We start from the raw sequence: 17,552 nt of genomic DNA, 5'->3' as shown, positions 1-17,552 counted from the left end.
GCGCCCCCGGCGTGCCGGGGGGACCGTCCGCGCCGCACCACCACCGGGGCCTGCCGCGCCGCTCCGGCCGTCCGAGCGACTCCGACCGTCCGCACATCCCGTCCGAGGGGGACCCCTTCCATGCACGCTGATCTCTCGCGCCTCACCCACCGGCCGGAGCGCCACTACTCCGCGGTCGTCGCCCAGCAGGGCCGGGTGCAACTGGACGCCGACGCCAATGAGCAGACCGCGATCCAGCTGTTCCAGGCCCGTACGCTCGCCGCCGACCTGATCGGCCCGCACGGCGGGCCGCGCGGCGCCACCGGCTTCCGGATCGCCCTGCGCGGCGGCAGCCGTGAGCTGGACGACCTGGTCATCGGCGGCGGCCGCTACTACGTGGACGGCATCCTGTGTGACGCGACCCGCCCGCAGCCCGGGGTGCCGGTGCCCGCGCACGGCACGGCCGACACCGGCAAGGAGGGCAAGGAGGGCCAGGACGGCGGCGAGGGCGAGCCGGCCGCGCCGCCCGCCACCTGGACGTACTGGGACCAGCCGGACGGCTTCCGGGACCCGGAGCGGCCCGGCGACCGGCTGCCCACCGCCTTCCCGTATCTGGTCTATCTGAAGGTGTGGGAGCGGCTGGTGACCGCGGCGGAGGACCCGGCGCTGCGCGAGGTCGCGCTGGGCTCCGCGCTGCCGGACACCGCGGCCCGCGCGAAGGTGGTGTGGCAGGTACTGCCGCTGCCCGCCGCCGCGTTGGGGCTGGACTCCGGCGACCCGACGGTCGACGAGGTCCGCGCCGCGTTCGCACGCTGGGCGGAGCAGGCGGCCGCGCCCGGCTCCCGTCTCGCGGCCCGCAGTGAACACCCCGGCGCCGCGGACGACGAGCCCTGCCTGGTCGCCCCGGACGCCCGCTACCGGGGCCCGGAGAACCAGCTCTACCGGGTCGAGGTGCACGACGGGGGCAGCGCGAAGGACGCCACCTTCAAATGGTCCCGGGAGAACGGCTCGGTCACCTTCCCGGTCGACGGACTCGACGGCACCTGGGTGGAGTTGGCGACCCTGGGCAGCGACGACAAGCTGGATCTGGACGTCGGTGACCTGGTCGAGTTCGTGGACACCGGGTACACGAGCCGGGGCGAGGCGGAGCCGCTGCTGCGGGTGGAGGAGGTCGATCTGCCGGGCCGCCGGGTGCGGCTCTCGGGCGAACCGGCACCGGGCGTGGGACGGCGGCCCGAGCTGCATCCGTTCCTGCGCCGCTGGGACCACCACGAAAGCAGCCGGCGGACGAGCGGGCGCGGCGCCCGGGACGGCCGGCTCCGGCACGGCGCGCTCCCGGTCGAGGAGGGCGGCTGGCTGCCCCTGGAGGACGGTGTCGAGGTCTGGTTCGCGCCGGGCGGCAGTTACCGCACCGGCGACTTCTGGCTGATCCCGGCCCGTACGGCCACCGGTGGAGTGGAGTGGCCGACGGACCCGGCGCGCCGGCCGCTGCTGCAGTACCCGTCCGGAATCGCGGTGCACTTCGCGCCGCTGGCCTGGATCGCCGGTGAGCAGACCGAACCCGATCTGCGGCTGGCCTTCCGCCCGCTGGCCGCGGGCATTCCGGCCGCGGACGATGCGGCGCTGGCCGCCGAGGAGGAGGCTCGGGCGGCGGAGTCGGGTGACGCGTCCTACGGCTCGCCGTACGACGCGTCGGGTCCGGCGCCGAGCAGGTCGCAGACCACCGCCGCGGCGGAAGCCGCGGTCGACGAGGAGGGAACCGCCTGATGGCCACCCCATTGACCGCGAGCCGGCTGCTCAAGGCGCTGCGCGACGAGGGCCTGGTGGTCCACGAGGTCCGCAGCTGGCGCACGCACAACCGGAACGCGAAGGGCCCCTGGGGCCCGATGCACGGTGTGATGATCCACCACACCGCCACCGAGGGCACCGACAGCTCGGTGGACCTGTGTTACGACGGGCGCTCCGATCTGCCGGGGCCGCTGTGTCATGGCGTGATCGACAAGAAGGGCGAGGTCCATCTCGTCGGCAACGGCCGCGCCAACCACGCCGGGCTCGGCGACCGTGACGTCCTGCGGGCGGTGATCAACGAGGACGCGGAGCTGCCGAAGGACAACGACGCGGACACCGACGGCAACCGTCACTTCTACGGCTTCGAGTGCATCAATTCCGGGGACGGCAAGGACCCGTGGCCCGAGGAGCAGCGGATCGCCATCGAGAAGGTGTCGGCCGCGATCTGCCGGGCGCACCGCTGGAGCGAACGCTCGGTGATCGGCCACAAGGAGTGGCAGCCCGGGAAGGTCGATCCGCGCGGCATCGTGATGGGCGACCTGCGGGGCCTGATCAAGAAGCGGCTGGCGAAGGCGGCGGAGGGCGCGCCGGACGCGGACGGCTCGGAGCAGGTGCCGCCGAAGCCGCAGCATCCGCCGTACGAGCCGTTCCCCGGACGGGACTTCTTCCGGTCGGGGGCCCGCAGCCCGGTGATCACGGCGATGGGCGAACGGCTGGTGGCCGAGGGCTGCGGCCACTACAAGGACGGCCCCGGCCCGGAGTGGACCGAGGCGGACCGCACGTCGTACGCGGCCTGGCAGCGCAAGCTCGGCTTCCGTGGCAAGGATGCGGACGGGGTGCCGGGCCGGGTCAGCTGGGAACGACTGCGGGTGCCCAACTCGTAACTCACGACGGCTTGTTGGCTCTGGATACACCAAGGCCGGGCGGCCCTCCCCCACAGAGGTCCGCCCGGCTGTTCATGGGTGTTCCGGCATCGGCCGCCGCCGCGGCCGAGGAGCCGGTGGTGTCAGCCTGAGACTCAGACGGCCTGGACCGGGAGGGCCGGGAGGGCCGGGAGGGCTGGCAGCGCCGGGATGTTGGCGGCGTTGGTCAGGTCGGCCAGGTCAGCAGGCACGGCCGGAACGGCAACGGCGTCGGTCAGGTTGGCCGGGACGGACGGGATGGCGGGCACGGCCGGGGCGGCCGGGGCGGCCGGGGCGGCCGGGAGGGCAATGGCGTCGGTGACGTTGGCGGGGACGGACGGGACGGCAGGCACGGCCGGGACGGCGTCCGTCACGTTGGCCGGAACCGCGGGCACGGCCGGGACGGCGGGCACGGACGGGACGGCAGGCACGGCAGGCACGGCAGGCACAGCCGGGGCGGCCGGCGCAGCCGGAACCGCGGGCACGGACTTCACCGGGGTCAGGCCCTGCACACCGGTGGCGGCCTGGCCGGCGGTGCCCCGCGCGTCGGTCACGACCACGGTGGCCAGACCCTGCGCGAACGGGGTGGCGTCCGTGGCCGCACCCTGGGCGAACGCCACCGCGTCGGCCGCCTTGCCCTGCGCGAACGGCACCGCCTTGGCGGCCTCACCCTGCGCGAACGGCGCCGCGTCGGTGGCCACACCCTGGGCGAACGGCACCGCGTCGGCCGCGGCACCCTGCACGAACAGCTGCGCCTGGCCGCCGACGACGGTCACGAACGGGGTCGCCTGGCCGGCCGCGTCACCGGCGAGCTGACCGGCACCGCCGACCGCACCCTGGGCGACCGGCACGACCTTGATGACGACCCGGCGGGCGACGGGCGGCAGCGCGTCGGCGGCGGCCTGGTCGACGGCCGGACGCGCGGCGGCCAGCGCACCCTGGGCCTGCTTCGTCAGCTGCTCGGGCCGGATGCCCGCACCGGCGAGACCGGCCAGCAGGTTGTCGGCCGAGCCGGGGGCCTTGGGCAGCGCGGGAGCCTTGGGCAGCGCCGGGGTGCCGGGCAGGGACGGGACGCCCGGGGTGGCGGGCAGCTTCGGAACGGCGGGCAGCGTGCCGTCCGTCAGGCGGCCGGCCTGGCCGAGGTCGGCACCCTTGGCAGCCTTCTTGACGGTCTTGACGGCCTTCTTGGCCTGCTTCAGGCCGGCGGCCTTCCGCACCTCACCGGTGTCGGGCAGACCGGCACCGTTGGCCCGCTTCTGCACGCCGTCGAGCGCACCGGTCACGTCGCCGGTCTGCGGCAGCTTGCCGGTGGGCAGCTCCGGGGCCGACACGCCGCCGAGGGCGCCGGTGGCCTTGCCCGCCACCTCGCCGACCGTCTTCTCAGCGGTCCCGGCGGTCTTCTTCGCGGTACCGGCCACGTCGCCGGTGGGCAGCTGGCGGGCGGTGTCGGTGACCGTGCCGGTGGCCGGGAGGTCCGTGCCGACGGGCAGCTCGGCGGCGTTGGCGGCGACGGAGCCCAGGGCCCACAGACCGGTGGTGGCGGCGGCAACGACGATGGAACGGCGGATGGTGGAGCGCATGGTGGTGAAGTCCTTCGAATTCGGAGGGGTTTGACGGGCAGACCTGTCCCGCCCCCGCGCGGCAGGTCCAGTTACAGACGCGGAGCGGTCTGCCCTAGCCCGGGAATTCGAGGATTTCTTCGGCACGCCGACGCGTCGGAGCGCCATCGGCCGTGCGGACGCCACCGGGCAGCAGCCGGAAGCGCATGGGGTCCGCCGTGACGGCGGCGTACTGGTCCCCGCCACGGGGGCCGTGGCCGTCCCCGGCGGTGTGCGAGGCGGGTGCGACCGGGCCCTGCGGATACTGCCCCGGAAGGCCGTCGTGGCCCGGGTCCCGCTGCTCGTGGGCGGTGGCCGAGGGGCCCTCGGAGACCGGCTTGCGCAGGTCGTCGAGGGACTGCACCGCGTCGGCGGCGGCAGCGCCGCAGGCCGGGGCAGCGGTCCGCGAACCGGCCGGCCGGTCCTCGCCCGGCGTCCGGCCGTGCTGGTCCGCGCCGCCGTCGCCGGGGTGTTCGCCGTGCTCACCGGACGGGAGGTGGACGGGCAGCGCGGCACCGGCCGACTCCCCGATCTCCCGTACGACGCGGCTCACCGGCTCGGTCACGCGGCCGGTGACCGGTGCGGTCTGCTCGGCGGCGGGCCGTACGGCCCCGGCCACCGCGTCGGACGCGGCGTGGGTGCGCTCGGCGGCCTTCGCGCCGGAGGCCTCACCGCGCTGCGTGACCGCGGAGCCGGAGCCGGAGAGCCGGTTTGCCCCGTCCCGGGTGGCGGCCCGGTCCGGGGTGGATGCCTCGGCCGCGGGCCGTGCCGGGGCCGAGGCCCCGGGCAGGTCCGCGTTTCGCGTGCGGTCGTCGGCATGGGCGCCGGGACCGAAGGCGAAGCCGAGGGCGACGAAGCCCACCAGGAAGATCCCGGCCAGCAGCGCACGCCGCACGGCCACCGTGCGCGGAAGGCGCACGACGGCAGGCAGGGCGAACACAGCAGACAAGGGGGGACCTTCCCATACGGACGGGGACACCCGGAGAACCGGTCCTCGGTGTCACGCGCGTCGCGGGCGATCGAGCGATGAGCAGATACTTGCATGAGAAACCAGGTGCCACGCAAGTCCCCCGGGGATACCTGTCACCGTTGCTCCGCCATGTCCGGTATGGGCAGCGGCCGTTTCTCGATCGCGGCCGCCATCACGTCCGGGAACAGGTCCGGAGTGCAGGCGAACGCCGGTGCGCCCAGGGCCGCGAGGGCCGCGGCGTGATCACGGTCGTAGGCGGGCGCCCCCTCGTCGGACAGCGCGAGCAGGGTCACGAACTGCACTCCGGACGCCTTCATCGCGGCGACCCGCTTGAGCATCTCGTCCCGGATGCCGCCCTCGTAGAGGTCGCTGATGAGGACGACGACGGTGTCGGCGGGGCGGGTGATGCGGGACTGGCAGTAGGCGAGCGCGCGGTTGATGTCCGTGCCGCCGCCGAGCTGGGTGCCGAAGAGGACATCGACCGGGTCGTCGAGTTGGTCCGTCAGATCGACCACCGAGGTGTCGAAGACGACCAGCCGGGTGTCGAGGGTCCGCATGGAGGCCAGCACCGCGCCGAACACCGAGGCGTAGACGACCGAGGCGGCCATCGAACCGGACTGGTCGATGCAGAGCACCACGTCCTTCTTCACCGACTGCGCGGCGCGGCCGTAGCCGATCAGCCGCTCGGGCACGACCGTGCGGTACTCGGGGAGGTAGTTCTTGAGGTTCGCCCGGACCGTGCGGTCCCAGTCGATGTCGCGGTGGCGCGGCCGGCTGATCCGCGCGGAGCGGTCCAGGGCGCCGGTGAGGGTGGCGCGGGTGCGCTGCGCCAGCTTCTTCTCCAGCTGTTCCACGACCTTGCGGACGACGGCGCGGGCGGTCTCCTTGGTCGTCTCCGGCATGACCTTGTTGAGCGACAGCAGGGTGCCCACGAGGTGCACATCCGCCTCGACGGCCTCCAGCATCTCCGGCTCCAGCAGCAGCGCGGACAGCCCCAGCCGGTCGATGGCGTCCCGCTGCATCACCTGCACCACGGACGACGGGAAGTACGTACGGATGTCGCCGAGCCAGCGCGCCACCCCGGGCGCCGAGGCCCCGAGCCCCGCCGAACGCCGGCCGCCGTCGGCCCCCTTGCCGCCGCGGCCCGTCTCCCGTCCGTAGAGCGAGGCCAGCGCCCCGTCCATCGCGGCGTCCCGGCCGCTGAGCGCACACCCCGTCCCGTCCGCGCCGCCGCCACCGAGCACCAGCCGCCAGCGGCGCAGCCGTTCGGCCTCGGAAGTGGGGGCGGCCGAAGCGGCGGCAGGGTCCTCGGCCGGTCCCGGGGCGGGCGTTGCGTGCGTGGTGGGTGTGGTGGGCGTGGCGTGTGTGGTGGGCGTTGCGTGCGTGGCCACCGTGGTGGTGGCCGTCGGGTCCGGTGTCGTGGTCGTCATGTCCGTGCTCCCGTGAGGTCGTCGGCCGGGCGGGACAACTCCGGTGGGTCGTCGCCGAAGCCGTGCTGTCCGATGCCCAGCAGCATGCGGAGGGTGGGGAGGACGGCCGCGGCACGGTCGCGGTCCAGGCCGGGGCCGAAGCCGGGCACGGCCGCGTCCGGGGCGTCGCCGGCCGGGTGGCGGGGTGCCGTCGCGGGGCCGCGGCGGACCAGCTCACCGAGGGTGCGCCGCACTCCGGACTCGTACTCCGCGAAGGTGCGGCGCAGCAGCGGGAGTACGTCGGTGAAGGCGGCGTCCGGCACACCGGTCAGCCAGCCGTCGACCAGCGCCAGCAGCCGTTCGTCATGGACCAGCAGCATGCCGCCGTCCCCGCCGCCGACGAATCCCTCGATCCATCCGGCGGCGTCGGTGGGCGGGGTGCCCGGCGAGAGGGCGAGCCCCATCAGCCGCTCCGCTCCCCCGTCGCCCAACTCGCCGTCGTCCAGCAGGAGCCGGGTCGCTCGGCCGCGGAGCAGCCCCGGCACGGTGTCCCGTTCGCTGACCGCCCGCAGCACTCCGGCCCAGCGGGTCCGCAGCCCGTTCCCTTCGGGCCGGCGCTCGGTATCCGGCTGACCGAGCAGGCCGACGGCCTGGTGGGTGGCGTCGAGATGCCCGCGCATGTCGGCGGCGCCGTCGGCGTCCAGCCCCGGGCAGGCCGGGGGCAGTCCGACGAAGACCCGCTCGGCCAGGCCGGTGGCCACCTCGCGGAGCGCCACGGCGTCCGTGCCGCGCACATCGCCGTAGCGCACGGACCGTACGAGGGCGGGCAGCGCCTGGGCGAGATGGCCCACGTCCGCGTCCAGCGCCGCGCGGTCCGACAGCGCCTGCATCACCACCGGGAGGGCATCGGGGAGTTCGGCGAGCAGACAGCGCTCGGCGAGCGCCGTGACCTCGGCGAGATGGGCCGCCCCGGCGGCCTCGGACGCGGCCTTGGCGGTGGCCGCCGAGAGCACGGTCGTGCCCCAGATTCCGGCCTCCGCGACCCGCACGGCGAGCTCCGGCTCCCAGCGCAGCCGCCAGGTCTCCCGGAAGGTGCCCGTGCTGCCGCGGGAGCGGGTGGGCTCGCCCCAGGGGATGCCGAGCAGCCGCAGCCGGTGCAGCAGCCGGCTGCGCCCGGCGTCGGTCTCCTTGCGCAGGTCCAGCTCCAACTCCCGTTCCAGGGCCTCAGGTTTGAGCCGCAGCGTCCGCTGGCTGCGGGCGATGTCCCGTTGCAGCGGCACCGCGGGGGCGTCCTCCGGGACCTCGCCGAGCACCTCCCCGACCACCAGCCGGTCGTGGATCAGCAGGAACGGGGCATCGGTGCCGTCCCCCATGACGGCGCGCACCGCGTCGTCCAGCTCCGTCAGCCCGGCCAGCGGGCGGCCGCGTACCGTGGCCAGCCCCTCGGCGAGCCGCACCGCTTCGATGACATGCGCCGACGAGACGGCGTAGTCCTCCTCGCGGAGCAGCCCGGCGACCTTGGTCAGCCAGCGTTCGACGGGGCGGTCGGGGGCGCTGAAGAGATGGCCGTACCAGCCGGGTGAGGCGATACCGGCGCCGTATCCGCTGCGGCGGGAGAGCCGCCGGTGTGTCCAGGGCACCCAGGTCACCGCCGCCTTCACCTTCGGCAGGCCCTTGAGCAGCTGCCGGTCGGCGGTCATGGTGGTGCGCTGCGCCAGGGCGGGTACGTGCCAGGCCCCGCACACCACGGCGAGGTCGTCCCCGAACTCCTTTCGCGCGGCCCGCAGCCGGAGCCGCATATGGGCCTCGCGCACCGGATCACGGTCATGGCCGCCGTCGCCGTAGGTCTCGCGCAGCGCCGCCATCGCCTCGGCCAGCGCCGCGAACGGCGCCAGCGCGTCCGCACCGGCTCCGCCGCCCCCGCGGTGCTCGACCACGTCCTCCCACCAGCGCTCCGGGTCGTCGTACCCGGCCGTCTCGGCCAGCACCCCGATCGGATCGATCCGCACCTCGGCGGCGCCGGCCCCCTGCTCACCGGTCTCCTGATCACCGGCCTCCTGCTCGCCGGCCCCCTCGTCCGCCGTCTCCCCGTCGTCTCCCCCCGCCAGGGAGTGCGCCGCGGGCAGATCGATGAAGCGGACGGGGACGCCGTGCTCCAGCGCCCAGCGCATCGCCACCCACTCCGGGGAGAACTCGGCCAGCGGCCAGAACGCGGCGCGGCCGGGGTCGTCCTGCGCATGGGCGAGCAGCGCGACGGGCGGCCGCATCTCCGCATGGGCCGCCAGCGGCACCAGCTCGTCCGCCTCCGGCGGCCCCTCGATCAGCACCGCGGCCGGTGTGCACTGCTCCAGGGCGGCGCGCACCGCCCGCGCCGAGCCGGGGCCGTGATGACGCACCCCGAGCAGCACCGGCCCGCACCTGTCCGTGGTCCGCCCGCCACGCCCGCTCATGCGCTCACCTCACGGCAGGCACGGTAGAAGTCCTTCCAGCCGTCGCGCTCGCGCACCACGGTCTCCAGATACTCCTGCCATACGACCCGGTCGGCCGCGGGGTCGCGGACCACGGCGCCCAGGATGCCCGCGGCCACGTCGCCGGAGCGCAGTATGCCGTCCCCGAAGTGGGTGGCCAGCGCCAGGCCGTTCGTCACCACGGAGATGGCCTCGGCCGTGGAGAGGGTGCCGGACGGCGACTTGAGCTTGGTGCGACCGTCGGTGGTGAGGCCGGCCCGCAGCTCACGGAAGACCGTGACGACCCGGCGGATCTCGTCCAGGCCCTCCGGTCCGGCCGGGAGATCCAGCGAGCGCCCTATCTGCTCGACCCGGCGCGAGACGATGTCCACCTCCTCGTCCGGCGTCGCGGGCAGCGGCAGCACGACGGTGTTGAAGCGGCGGCGCAGCGCGCTGGAGAGTTCGTTGACCCCGCGGTCACGGTCGTTGGCGGTGGCGATCAGGTTGAAGCCGCGGACCGCCTGCACCTCCTGCCCCAACTCCGGGATCGGCAGGGTCTTTTCCGACAGGACCGTGATGAGGGTGTCCTGTACGTCGGCGGGGATGCGGGTCAGCTCCTCGACCCGCGCGGTCATGCCCTGCGCCATCGCGCGCATCACCGGGCTGGGCACCAGCGCCTCGCGGCTGGGGCCGTGCGCGAGCAGCTGGGCGTAGTTCCAGCCGTAGCGGATCGCCTCTTCGGGGGTGCCGGCGGTGCCCTGCACCAGGAGGGTGGAATCACCGCTGACGGCTGCCGCCAGATGCTCGGACACCCAGGTCTTCGCGGTGCCGGGCACGCCCAGCAGGAGCAGCGCGCGGTCCGTCGCGAGGGTCGTCACGGCGACCTCGACGATCCGGCGCGGGCCGACATATTTGGGTGTGATGACCGTGCCGTCCGCGAGCGTGCCGCCGAGGAGGTAGGTCGCGACCGCCCACGGCGAGAGCCGCCAGCGCTCCGGCCGGGGCCGGTCGTCGGCCGCGGCGAGGGCCGTCAGCTCCGCCGCGAAACTGTCCTCGGCATGCGGCCGCAGCGCCTCGCCGCCCGCGGCTTCCGGCGCCGTCCCGGCCGTCTGATGGATCTGCTCGTCCGTCGTCGTGAGGCTGTTCCCGGACATGGTTCCCCCTCGTCGCAAGGTGTGCGGCCGGCACCCCGAAATCGCTGCGGCCGCTTGCGGGATCAACCCTGCACCAAGCCACTGACAATCGCCCGGAAACCGGCCCTGACCTGCCCGTTCATCGCGGCCGACGGCGATTGTCAGTGGTGCGCCGTAGCGTCGAAGACATGAATCCGCAGGGGGAACGCTGGACGACGGATCAGGTGCTCGCGCTGGCGCCTGACGAGGCATCACGCAAAGCGGGCGGCAAGCTCGCGGCGCCCGGGCCGTGGTCGGAAACGGGCGCGGACGAGGGTGCGGTGTGGGGGCAGTGCAAGGGCAGCGGAAAGAAGCCGTATCAGACGGTCGTGGACATCAAAGGTCCCGCCTTCAAGTGCAGTTGCCCGAGCCGTAAGTTTCCGTGCAAGCACGCGCTGGGGCTGCTGCTGCTCTGGGCGGGCGGCGGCGGGGAGGTGGCGGCCGGGGAACCGTCCGCATGGGCGGGCGAGTGGCTGGCCGGACGCCGGGAGCGGGCCGAGCGGCAAGCGGGCGCGCCCTCGGGCGCGGCCGCCCCGCCGCGGGCGCCCGCGGACCCGGAGGCCGCCAAGCGGCGGGCGGAGCGCCGGATGCAGCGGATCGGCGCCGGCGCCACGGAGCTGGAACAACGGCTGGAGGATCTGCTGCAGTCCGGGCTGGCCTCGGCCGAGAGCGGGACAGACTCCTGGGACGAGACGGCGGCCCGTATGGTCGACGCCCAGGCGCCCGGACTCGCCTCGCGCGTACGGGAGTTGTCGTCGGTGGTGGCGTCCGGCCCGGACTGGCCGGCGCGGCTGCTGGAGGAATGCGCGCTGCTGCACCTCCTCGACCAGGGGTTCCTCGGTATCGAGCGGCTGCCGGGCCCGCTCGCGGCGACGGTCCGCTCGCGCGTCGGGCTGACCACGGAGGCGGCGGACCTGCTGACCGGCCCCGATGCGGCGACGGTCCGGGACCGCTGGCTGGTGCTCGCCCAACAGGACAGCGACGACGGCAAGTTGCTCACCCGCAGAATCTTCCTGCGGGGCGAGCGGACCGGCCGGATGGCGCTGCACCTCTCCTTCGGCGGCTCTCCCGGCCGCCCCCTGGACCTGGCACTGCCGCCCGGTCTGGTGCTCGACGCGGACCTCGCCTACTACCCGGGCGCCCGCCCGCTGCGTGCCACTCTCGGCGAGCGGCACGCCCCGGCGGCTCCCGGGCCGGTTCCCCCCGGCGGTGGCATCGATGCCGCCCTGGCCGCGTACGGCGATGCGCTGCGCGACGACCCGTGGCTGGATTCCTGGCCGGTGGTGCTCACCGATGTCACACCGATACCGAGCCACGACGGAAAGGGCTGGCAACTGGCCGACGCGGACGGGGAGTCGGCGCTCCCGCTGGACCCGCGCGGCCTCGGCCGTACGAGCCTGTGGCAGCTGGCCGCCATATCGGGCGGGGCACCGGTCACGGTCTTCGGCGAATGCGGCCATCGCGGCTTTCTGCCGCTGACGGTCTGGGACCCCGCCCCGGTGTCCCTGTGACCCGCGCCGCGGCCGCGACGCCCCGGCCCCCACGGACGCCGTCCACCACCGATGCCTGGAGGAAGGCATGACGCGCACCACCACCCCCACCTCACCCGCCACACCCACCCCGACCGCCCCCGCCCCCTGGTCCGATCTCGTGAGCGCCGCGCTGCTCGGGACCGAGCGGCGGACACCGCCGGTGGCGGCACGGCCGGCACAGACCGCCGCGGCCGCGCTGCTGGACGCGGCCGCGGTGAGCACGGTGCGCCGGCGCGCCGCGCTGCGCCCCGCACCGGCCGGTGAGCGGCCCGCCCCGGCCCCGGCCGACCCGCGGCCCCCGCTGCCGCCCGCGGCGCGCCGCCGGCTGTCCCTGCTGCTCGCCGACCGCGGCGGCAACGGAGGCGGCAGCCGCCGGGGCACCGCCCCCGACCTCACCGAGCTGCTGCCCCAGTGGCTGGCCGCCGCCGGCACGTACGGCTACCGCGCCCCGGAGGCCCTGCTGCCCGCGCTGCTCGACGCCGCCCGCGCCCGTACGGATCTGCGGCCCGCCGCGCTCGCCCTGGCGGGGCCGCGCGCCCTGTGGCTGGCCCGGCTCAACGACGAATGGAAGTTCGCGCTCCGGGGGGCCGGCGGCCCGTCCGCGCTCCCCGGGGGCGACGATCCCGAGGCCGTGCGGCGCCGGTGGGAGGAGGGCCTGTTCGCGGAGCGGGTCGCCCTGCTGACCGCCCTGCGCCGCCATGACCCGGCGGCGGGCCTGGCGCTGCTGACCACGACCTGGTCCACGGAGCGGGCCGAGGACCGCCTGATGTTCCTCGACTCGCTGCGCGAGGACCTCGCGACGGGCGATGAGCCCTTCCTCGAACAGGCCCTGTCCGACCGCAGCCGCAACGTCCGCGCCACGGCCGCCGAGCTGCTCTCCGCCCTGCCCGGCTCCGCGCTCGCGGCCCGTATGGCGCAGCGGGCCCACACCTGTATCGGCCTGGACCGGACGGCCGGCGCACCGGTGATCGCGGTGGAGGCGCCCCATGAGTGCGACATGGGGATGCAGCGGGACGGCGTGGCACCCAAACCGCCCTCCGGACGGGGGGAACGGTCCTGGTGGCTGAGCCAGTTGGTGGAGGCGACACCACTGGACGGCTGGCACGCCCGCTTCGGGGGCCGTGACGCGGCGGCGATCGTCGCGCTGCCGGTGGGCGACGACTGGCGTACGGAGCTGCACGATGCCTGGTGCCGCGCCGCCGTGCGCCAGCGCAACGCCGACTGGGCGCGGGCACTGCTGGGTGCGCCGGCCGCACCGTCCCAGGCCGCCGAGGTCACCCCGGCCGGCTCGTCACGGGATCTGACGAAGCTGCTGACCGTCCTCCCCGAGGACGAACGGGCCCGGTGGGTCGCCGAGTTCATCGCGGCACACGGCCTGTCGGAGGCCTTCCGGATGCTCGGCGTGTGTGCGGTCCCCTGGGCCGAACCGCTCGGCGGAGCGGTGGTCGACGCCCTGGACATCGCCCGGGACGCGGGCAGCTATCCCTGGAGCTTCAGCGGGGTGATGGGCCTGGCCGAGCGCTGTCTGGACCCGGCCGCCGCGGACCGTCTCGACATGCTCACGGCCGTCACGGACGAGCCGGAGGGCGCCTCCCCGGGCTCCGGCGGCTACTGGTCCGAGGCCTTCCAGCGCCTGGTCGGCACCCTGCGCCTGCGCGCCACGATGCGCAGGGAATTCACCCCGCCGCCCGCCGGCGACACCACCGGCCCCGGCGCAGACCTCGACACCGCCGCCGCAGCCGCCACGCCCGGCGGTGCCACACCAGGGCCCCGCGTGCCATGACCACTCACGCCAAGACAGCGCACACGGGGGCTGCGCGTACCGGGTCTGCGCGTACCGGTGCCCGCCGGGCCGGGGCCCGACCCCGGCACGGCCGCCCGGCCCGGCCTCCGGGCCGGGCCGCGGCACCGATCCGCCGTGCCTCAGACCGCCAGCGAGCGGACGTTCTCGTTGACCCACTCCACGATCGAGGTGGTCGTGGCGCCCGGCGTGAAGATCTCCGCGACGCCCTGTGCCTTGAGCGGAGCGATGTCCGCCTCGGGGATGATGCCGCCGCCGAAGACCTTGATGTCCGCCGCGTCCCGCTCCTCCAGCAGGGCGATGACCTTCGCGAAGAGGGTGTTGTGCGCCCCGGAGAGGATGGACAGCCCGATCGCGTCGGCGTCCTCCTGGATCGCGGTGTCGACGATCTGCTCCGGGGTCTGGTGCAGCCCGGTGTAGATCACCTCCATACCGGCGTCGCGCAGCGCCCGCGCGATGACCTTGGCGCCCCGGTCGTGCCCGTCCAGGCCCGGCTTGGCCACCACCACACGGATCGGCCCCGACCTGCCCGCCGCGCCCTGGCTCCCCGCTTGCGCTCCGTCATGCCGAGCCACACTCATCACTGCCTCCAAGCCATGCACGGCACTGTGGTGCCGCCGAGCCGACAATCGATCGCGCGACCGCGATCCGGCGGCCACGAGCGTGAACGAACGTTATCGCCAGCATCCCGTACCCAGCCGTTTCGTGACATCCGGGGAGGGGGAAATCACACATGGGACACGTTCGCTACGCGCCGCGTCCCGCGTTTTGTGCCGCCGGAGCCGGGCGGCGCAGGGCGCGGGCCGGGCGCACGGGGAGCCGCAGCCGGGCCACCGGGCGCCGGGCACGCAGCAGTGCGAGTCGCCGCATGCTCGCCATCACCGCCCAAGGGCTTCCCACGAGGGCATACGGGGGTCGACGCCGCCTCCCGCATGCCATTCGGGAGGTCGGCCATGCAGGCCCTGCCCTTTCTCTCCGCACCCCTTCTGATCGCGCGCCTCGTTGCCACGCCACTGCGGTGCGTGCGCCTGCTCCCCACCCGCGCCTCGTCGCTCCCCCTGCGCAGCACGGTCGTGGACCTGGCGGTCCTCGCCGGCCATCTCCTCCTCTATCCGACCGGCATCTCCCAGGAACGCCCCCTGCCACGGCCCGCACCCCACCCCGCGGCCGGGCCCCCGGAAGGGTTCACGGCACCGGAGGCCCCGCAGCCCGCCCCCGGCGCGCCCACGATGCTGCCGACCGAGGGCCGGGCCCATCCGCCCGTCCTCCTGCTCCATGGCTTCATCGACAACCGCTCCGTCTTCCTGCTGCTGCGCCGCTCGCTGCACCGGCACGGCTGGCGCCATGTCGAGGCGCTCAACTACTCCCCGCTGACCTGCGATCTCCGTAAGGCGGCCGAGCTGCTCAGCCGCCATGTGGAGGAGGTCTGCGCCCGGACCGGCCATCGCCGGGTGGACCTCGTGGGCCACAGCCTCGGCGGACTCATCGCCCGCTATTACGTACAGCGGCTCGGCGGCGACACCCGCGTCCGTACGGTGATCACGCTCGGCACCCCGCACGCCGGCACCCGTATCGCGCCGCTGATGTCGGCGCACCCCCTCGTCCGCCAGATGCGCCCCGATTCCGAGGTGATAGCGGAGTTGTCGCGGCCGGCACCGAATTGCCGCACGCAATTCGTCGCTTTCTGGAGCGAGGAGGATCAGGTGATGGTTCCGGCCACAACAGCGAGAATCAGTCACCCTGATTTGGTCGCGTACAACGTGCATGTCGCCGGTGTCGGACATCTCGCCCTGCCGGTCAATGGCGCCGTAGCAGCCGGAATACGGGAAGCACTGACCTCGGCGGAGACCGCGGAAGGAGCCGCGGACGCCATTTCGGTGGCCTGACAACGCCCCGCACGCACCCCGCGGGACGCCGCAGCGGCGTCGCACCGGCGACATGATCTTGACTTGAAGTCGAACAAACTTCGAACGGGGCGCCAAGAGCTCGCATGGGGACTGCCGAAAGGCGGCCAAATGCCCGATCTGGCCTAGCCCAAAACCAGTTGAAGATTGTCGCCGTCGCGTACCGCCGGGTACAGTCGCCGCTAATTCTCCTGCTGCCGAGGCGAAAGAGAAGTTGGTGAACGACCGTCACCCCTCGGGGGCCCAGCCTCCGACCGGCTCTGCTTCCGACGCCTCGTATGCGCACTATCCGGCCTACGACTCCTACGGACAGCAGGCCTCGACCGGCAGTGCCGAATACGGCGACGGTGATCCCCTCTTCGGTTCGCTCCCCGGCTCGTACGAGACCGGTATGTACGACACCGGTACGCACGGCACGGCGGACGCCTACAGCATGAGCAGCTACGGCACCGGCACCTACAGCACCGAGGCCTATGACACGGGGGCGTACCCGGCGGGCGACGGCTATGCCACCGGCGCGTACGACACCGGCACCTATGCCACAGCTCAGTGGGACACCGGCGGCTGGGACACCGGCGCTTATGCCGCCGCCGATCCGCACGCGGCCGCCCCGGGCTACGACCCGTACGCACACACCACCTACGACGCCCCGGCGCACGACGCGACCGCGTACACCTCGTCCGGGTACGAGACGGCCGGTTACGAAGCCACCGCGTACGGCCACGGCGGCTTCGACAGCGGCTTCGACACCGGGACCTACCCCACCGGCGCGTACGACACCGGCAGTTACGACCCCGGCGCGTACGAGACCGCCGATGCCTTCGACGCCTTCGGCCGGCAGGCCACCGCGGTCGAGGAGACCGCGAGCTTCGAGGCCACCGCGATCTGGTCGACCACCGACCAGGACCTGATCGCCGGTATCCCGGCGCAGGCCGGACCGCCCCCGAACGACACGATCCAGTGGGACAGCACCACTTGGGACGAGGCCGGGCACTTCGACACCGCCGGCACCGACGCCGGACGGCCCGGGAACGACCCGTACGACACCGGCCGGGCCGAGGCCGACGACGGCTCCCCCCGCGATGCCGAGGACTACAGCGAGGCCGCGGCCGTGGCGGACGCCATGACGCAGGCCATGCCGATCACCCCCGCGGCCCCCGCCCCCGCAGGCCGGCGGGTCACCGGGCCGGAAGCCGGGCAAGCCGTCCGCGGCCGGGGCCGGCGGCGGACGGCGAAGCGGTCGGCGCTGCTGACCGTCGCGGTGCCCTCGGTCGCCGCCATGGGCGTGTGCGCCGTGGCCACCGCGGCCGTCGCCGATTTCGGCGGGGACGACAAGGCCGATGCGACCGCCCAGGCCGCGCCCGATGTCGCGGCCGTCAAGCCGTCCGCGGCCAACAACAAGCTCGACACCCAGCTCGCCGGACTCAGCGCCAGCGCGGATGACTTCCGCGACCGCGCCAGCCGCACCCAGGAGCGGATCGACCTCAAGGAGCGCCAGGCGCTGGAGCGCCAGCGCAAGGCGAAGGAAGCGGCCCGCAAGGAGGCCATGCGGCCCAAGTTCCTGCTGCCAGTCAAGCAGCACGGGCTGAGCGCCCAGTTCGGCCAGGCCGGGGTCAACTGGATGTCGCTGCACACCGGTATCGACTTCCCGGTCAGCTACGGCACCCCGGTCATGTCCGCCACCGACGGCACCATCCGCACCCAGTGGAACTCCGCCTACGGCAACATGGCGATCGTGACGGCGGCCGATGGCACGGAGACGTGGTACTGCCACCTCAGCAGCACCAAGATCCGTTCCGGGACGGTCAAGGCCGGTGACCAGATTGCCTATTCGGGCAACTCCGGCAATTCCACCGGACCGCATCTGCACTTCGAGGTGCGTCCCGGCGGCGGCGCGGCGGTCGACCCGCTGCCCTGGCTGCAGGACCACGGCCTCGACCCGAACTGACCGCTGAACCGGCCGCTGTCGGCTCCGGCTCCGTCGAAGCCCCCAGGGCACGTCCCCGGGGGCTTCCGGCTTCCGGCTTCCGGCTTCCGGCTTCCGGTACAG

Annotated in this window: 12 protein-coding genes; 6 read left to right on the top strand and 6 right to left on the bottom strand. The window is 74.2% G+C overall.

What is annotated here, in order from left to right; translation table 11 throughout:
- Nucleotides 1–120: 120 nt before the first annotated feature.
- Both NUT86_RS25255 and NUT86_RS25250 read left to right on the top strand, forming a co-directional pair.
- Nucleotides 121–1,746 carry a DUF6519 domain-containing protein gene (locus NUT86_RS25255; protein ID WP_274737713.1) on the top strand — a complete coding sequence of 542 codons (1,626 nt, stop codon included), beginning with the start codon at nt 121–123 and terminating at the stop codon, nt 1,744–1,746.
- Entirely contained in the window at nt 1,746–2,651 is a 906-nt protein-coding gene (locus tag NUT86_RS25250; RefSeq protein ID WP_274737711.1) for a peptidoglycan-binding protein, read from the top strand. The genes NUT86_RS25255 and NUT86_RS25250 overlap by 1 nt, the downstream gene beginning before the upstream one ends.
- Nucleotides 2,652–2,785: 134 nt before the next feature.
- Here the strand turns inward: NUT86_RS25250 and NUT86_RS25245 are convergent, their stop codons facing one another.
- From NUT86_RS25245 to NUT86_RS25225, 5 genes are all read right to left on the bottom strand, one after another.
- A complete protein-coding gene (locus NUT86_RS25245) occupies nt 2,786–4,249 on the bottom strand; it encodes a hypothetical protein (protein WP_274737709.1) in 1,464 nt (487 codons plus the stop codon).
- 94 nt (nt 4,250–4,343) lie between these two features.
- Complete coding sequence (locus NUT86_RS25240) at nt 4,344–5,216, bottom strand: hypothetical protein (RefSeq protein WP_159486635.1); 873 nt, start codon at nt 5,214–5,216, stop codon at nt 4,344–4,346.
- Between the two features lie 134 nt (nt 5,217–5,350).
- Nucleotides 5,351–6,667, bottom strand: coding sequence for a VWA domain-containing protein (locus NUT86_RS25235; RefSeq protein WP_274737707.1), 1,317 nt, complete (start codon nt 6,665–6,667; stop codon nt 5,351–5,353).
- Nucleotides 6,664–9,096: a DUF5682 family protein gene (locus NUT86_RS25230; RefSeq protein ID WP_274737705.1), complete on the bottom strand. Its 2,433-nt coding sequence runs from the start codon at nt 9,094–9,096 to the stop codon at nt 6,664–6,666. The genes NUT86_RS25235 and NUT86_RS25230 overlap by 4 nt, the downstream gene beginning before the upstream one ends.
- Nucleotides 9,093–10,247 (bottom strand): ATP-binding protein, encoded by a 1,155-nt coding sequence (locus NUT86_RS25225; RefSeq protein WP_274737703.1) that lies wholly within the window; start codon nt 10,245–10,247, stop codon nt 9,093–9,095. The genes NUT86_RS25230 and NUT86_RS25225 overlap by 4 nt, the downstream gene beginning before the upstream one ends.
- Nucleotides 10,248–10,414: 167 nt before the next feature.
- Between NUT86_RS25225 and NUT86_RS25220 the strand changes: the two genes are divergently transcribed.
- Complete coding sequence (locus tag NUT86_RS25220; RefSeq protein WP_159486637.1) at nt 10,415–11,776, top strand: SWIM zinc finger family protein; 1,362 nt, start codon at nt 10,415–10,417, stop codon at nt 11,774–11,776.
- Between the two features lie 67 nt (nt 11,777–11,843).
- Complete coding sequence (locus NUT86_RS25215) at nt 11,844–13,580, top strand: DUF5691 domain-containing protein (RefSeq protein ID WP_274737700.1); 1,737 nt, start codon at nt 11,844–11,846, stop codon at nt 13,578–13,580.
- Nucleotides 13,581–13,720: 140 nt separating this feature from the next.
- On the opposite strand, the gene NUT86_RS25210 is transcribed toward NUT86_RS25215, so the two are convergent.
- On the bottom strand, nt 13,721–14,179 hold the full coding sequence (locus tag NUT86_RS25210; protein WP_051104120.1) for a cobalamin B12-binding domain-containing protein: 459 nt from the start codon (nt 14,177–14,179) through the stop codon (nt 13,721–13,723).
- Nucleotides 14,180–14,551: 372 nt separating this feature from the next.
- Between NUT86_RS25210 and NUT86_RS25205 the strand changes: the two genes are divergently transcribed.
- Complete coding sequence (locus tag NUT86_RS25205) at nt 14,552–15,484, top strand: esterase/lipase family protein (protein ID WP_274737699.1); 933 nt, start codon at nt 14,552–14,554, stop codon at nt 15,482–15,484.
- Between the two features lie 235 nt (nt 15,485–15,719).
- Nucleotides 15,720–17,450, top strand: coding sequence for a M23 family metallopeptidase (locus NUT86_RS25200; RefSeq protein ID WP_274737697.1), 1,731 nt, complete (start codon nt 15,720–15,722; stop codon nt 17,448–17,450).
- Nucleotides 17,451–17,552 lie beyond the last annotated feature (102 nt).

The organism is Streptomyces sp. G7(2002), from assembly GCF_028870195.1.
Taxonomy (GTDB): domain Bacteria; phylum Actinomycetota; class Actinomycetes; order Streptomycetales; family Streptomycetaceae; genus Streptomyces; species Streptomyces nigrescens.
This window is presented reverse-complemented; position numbering and strand designations above follow the sequence as displayed.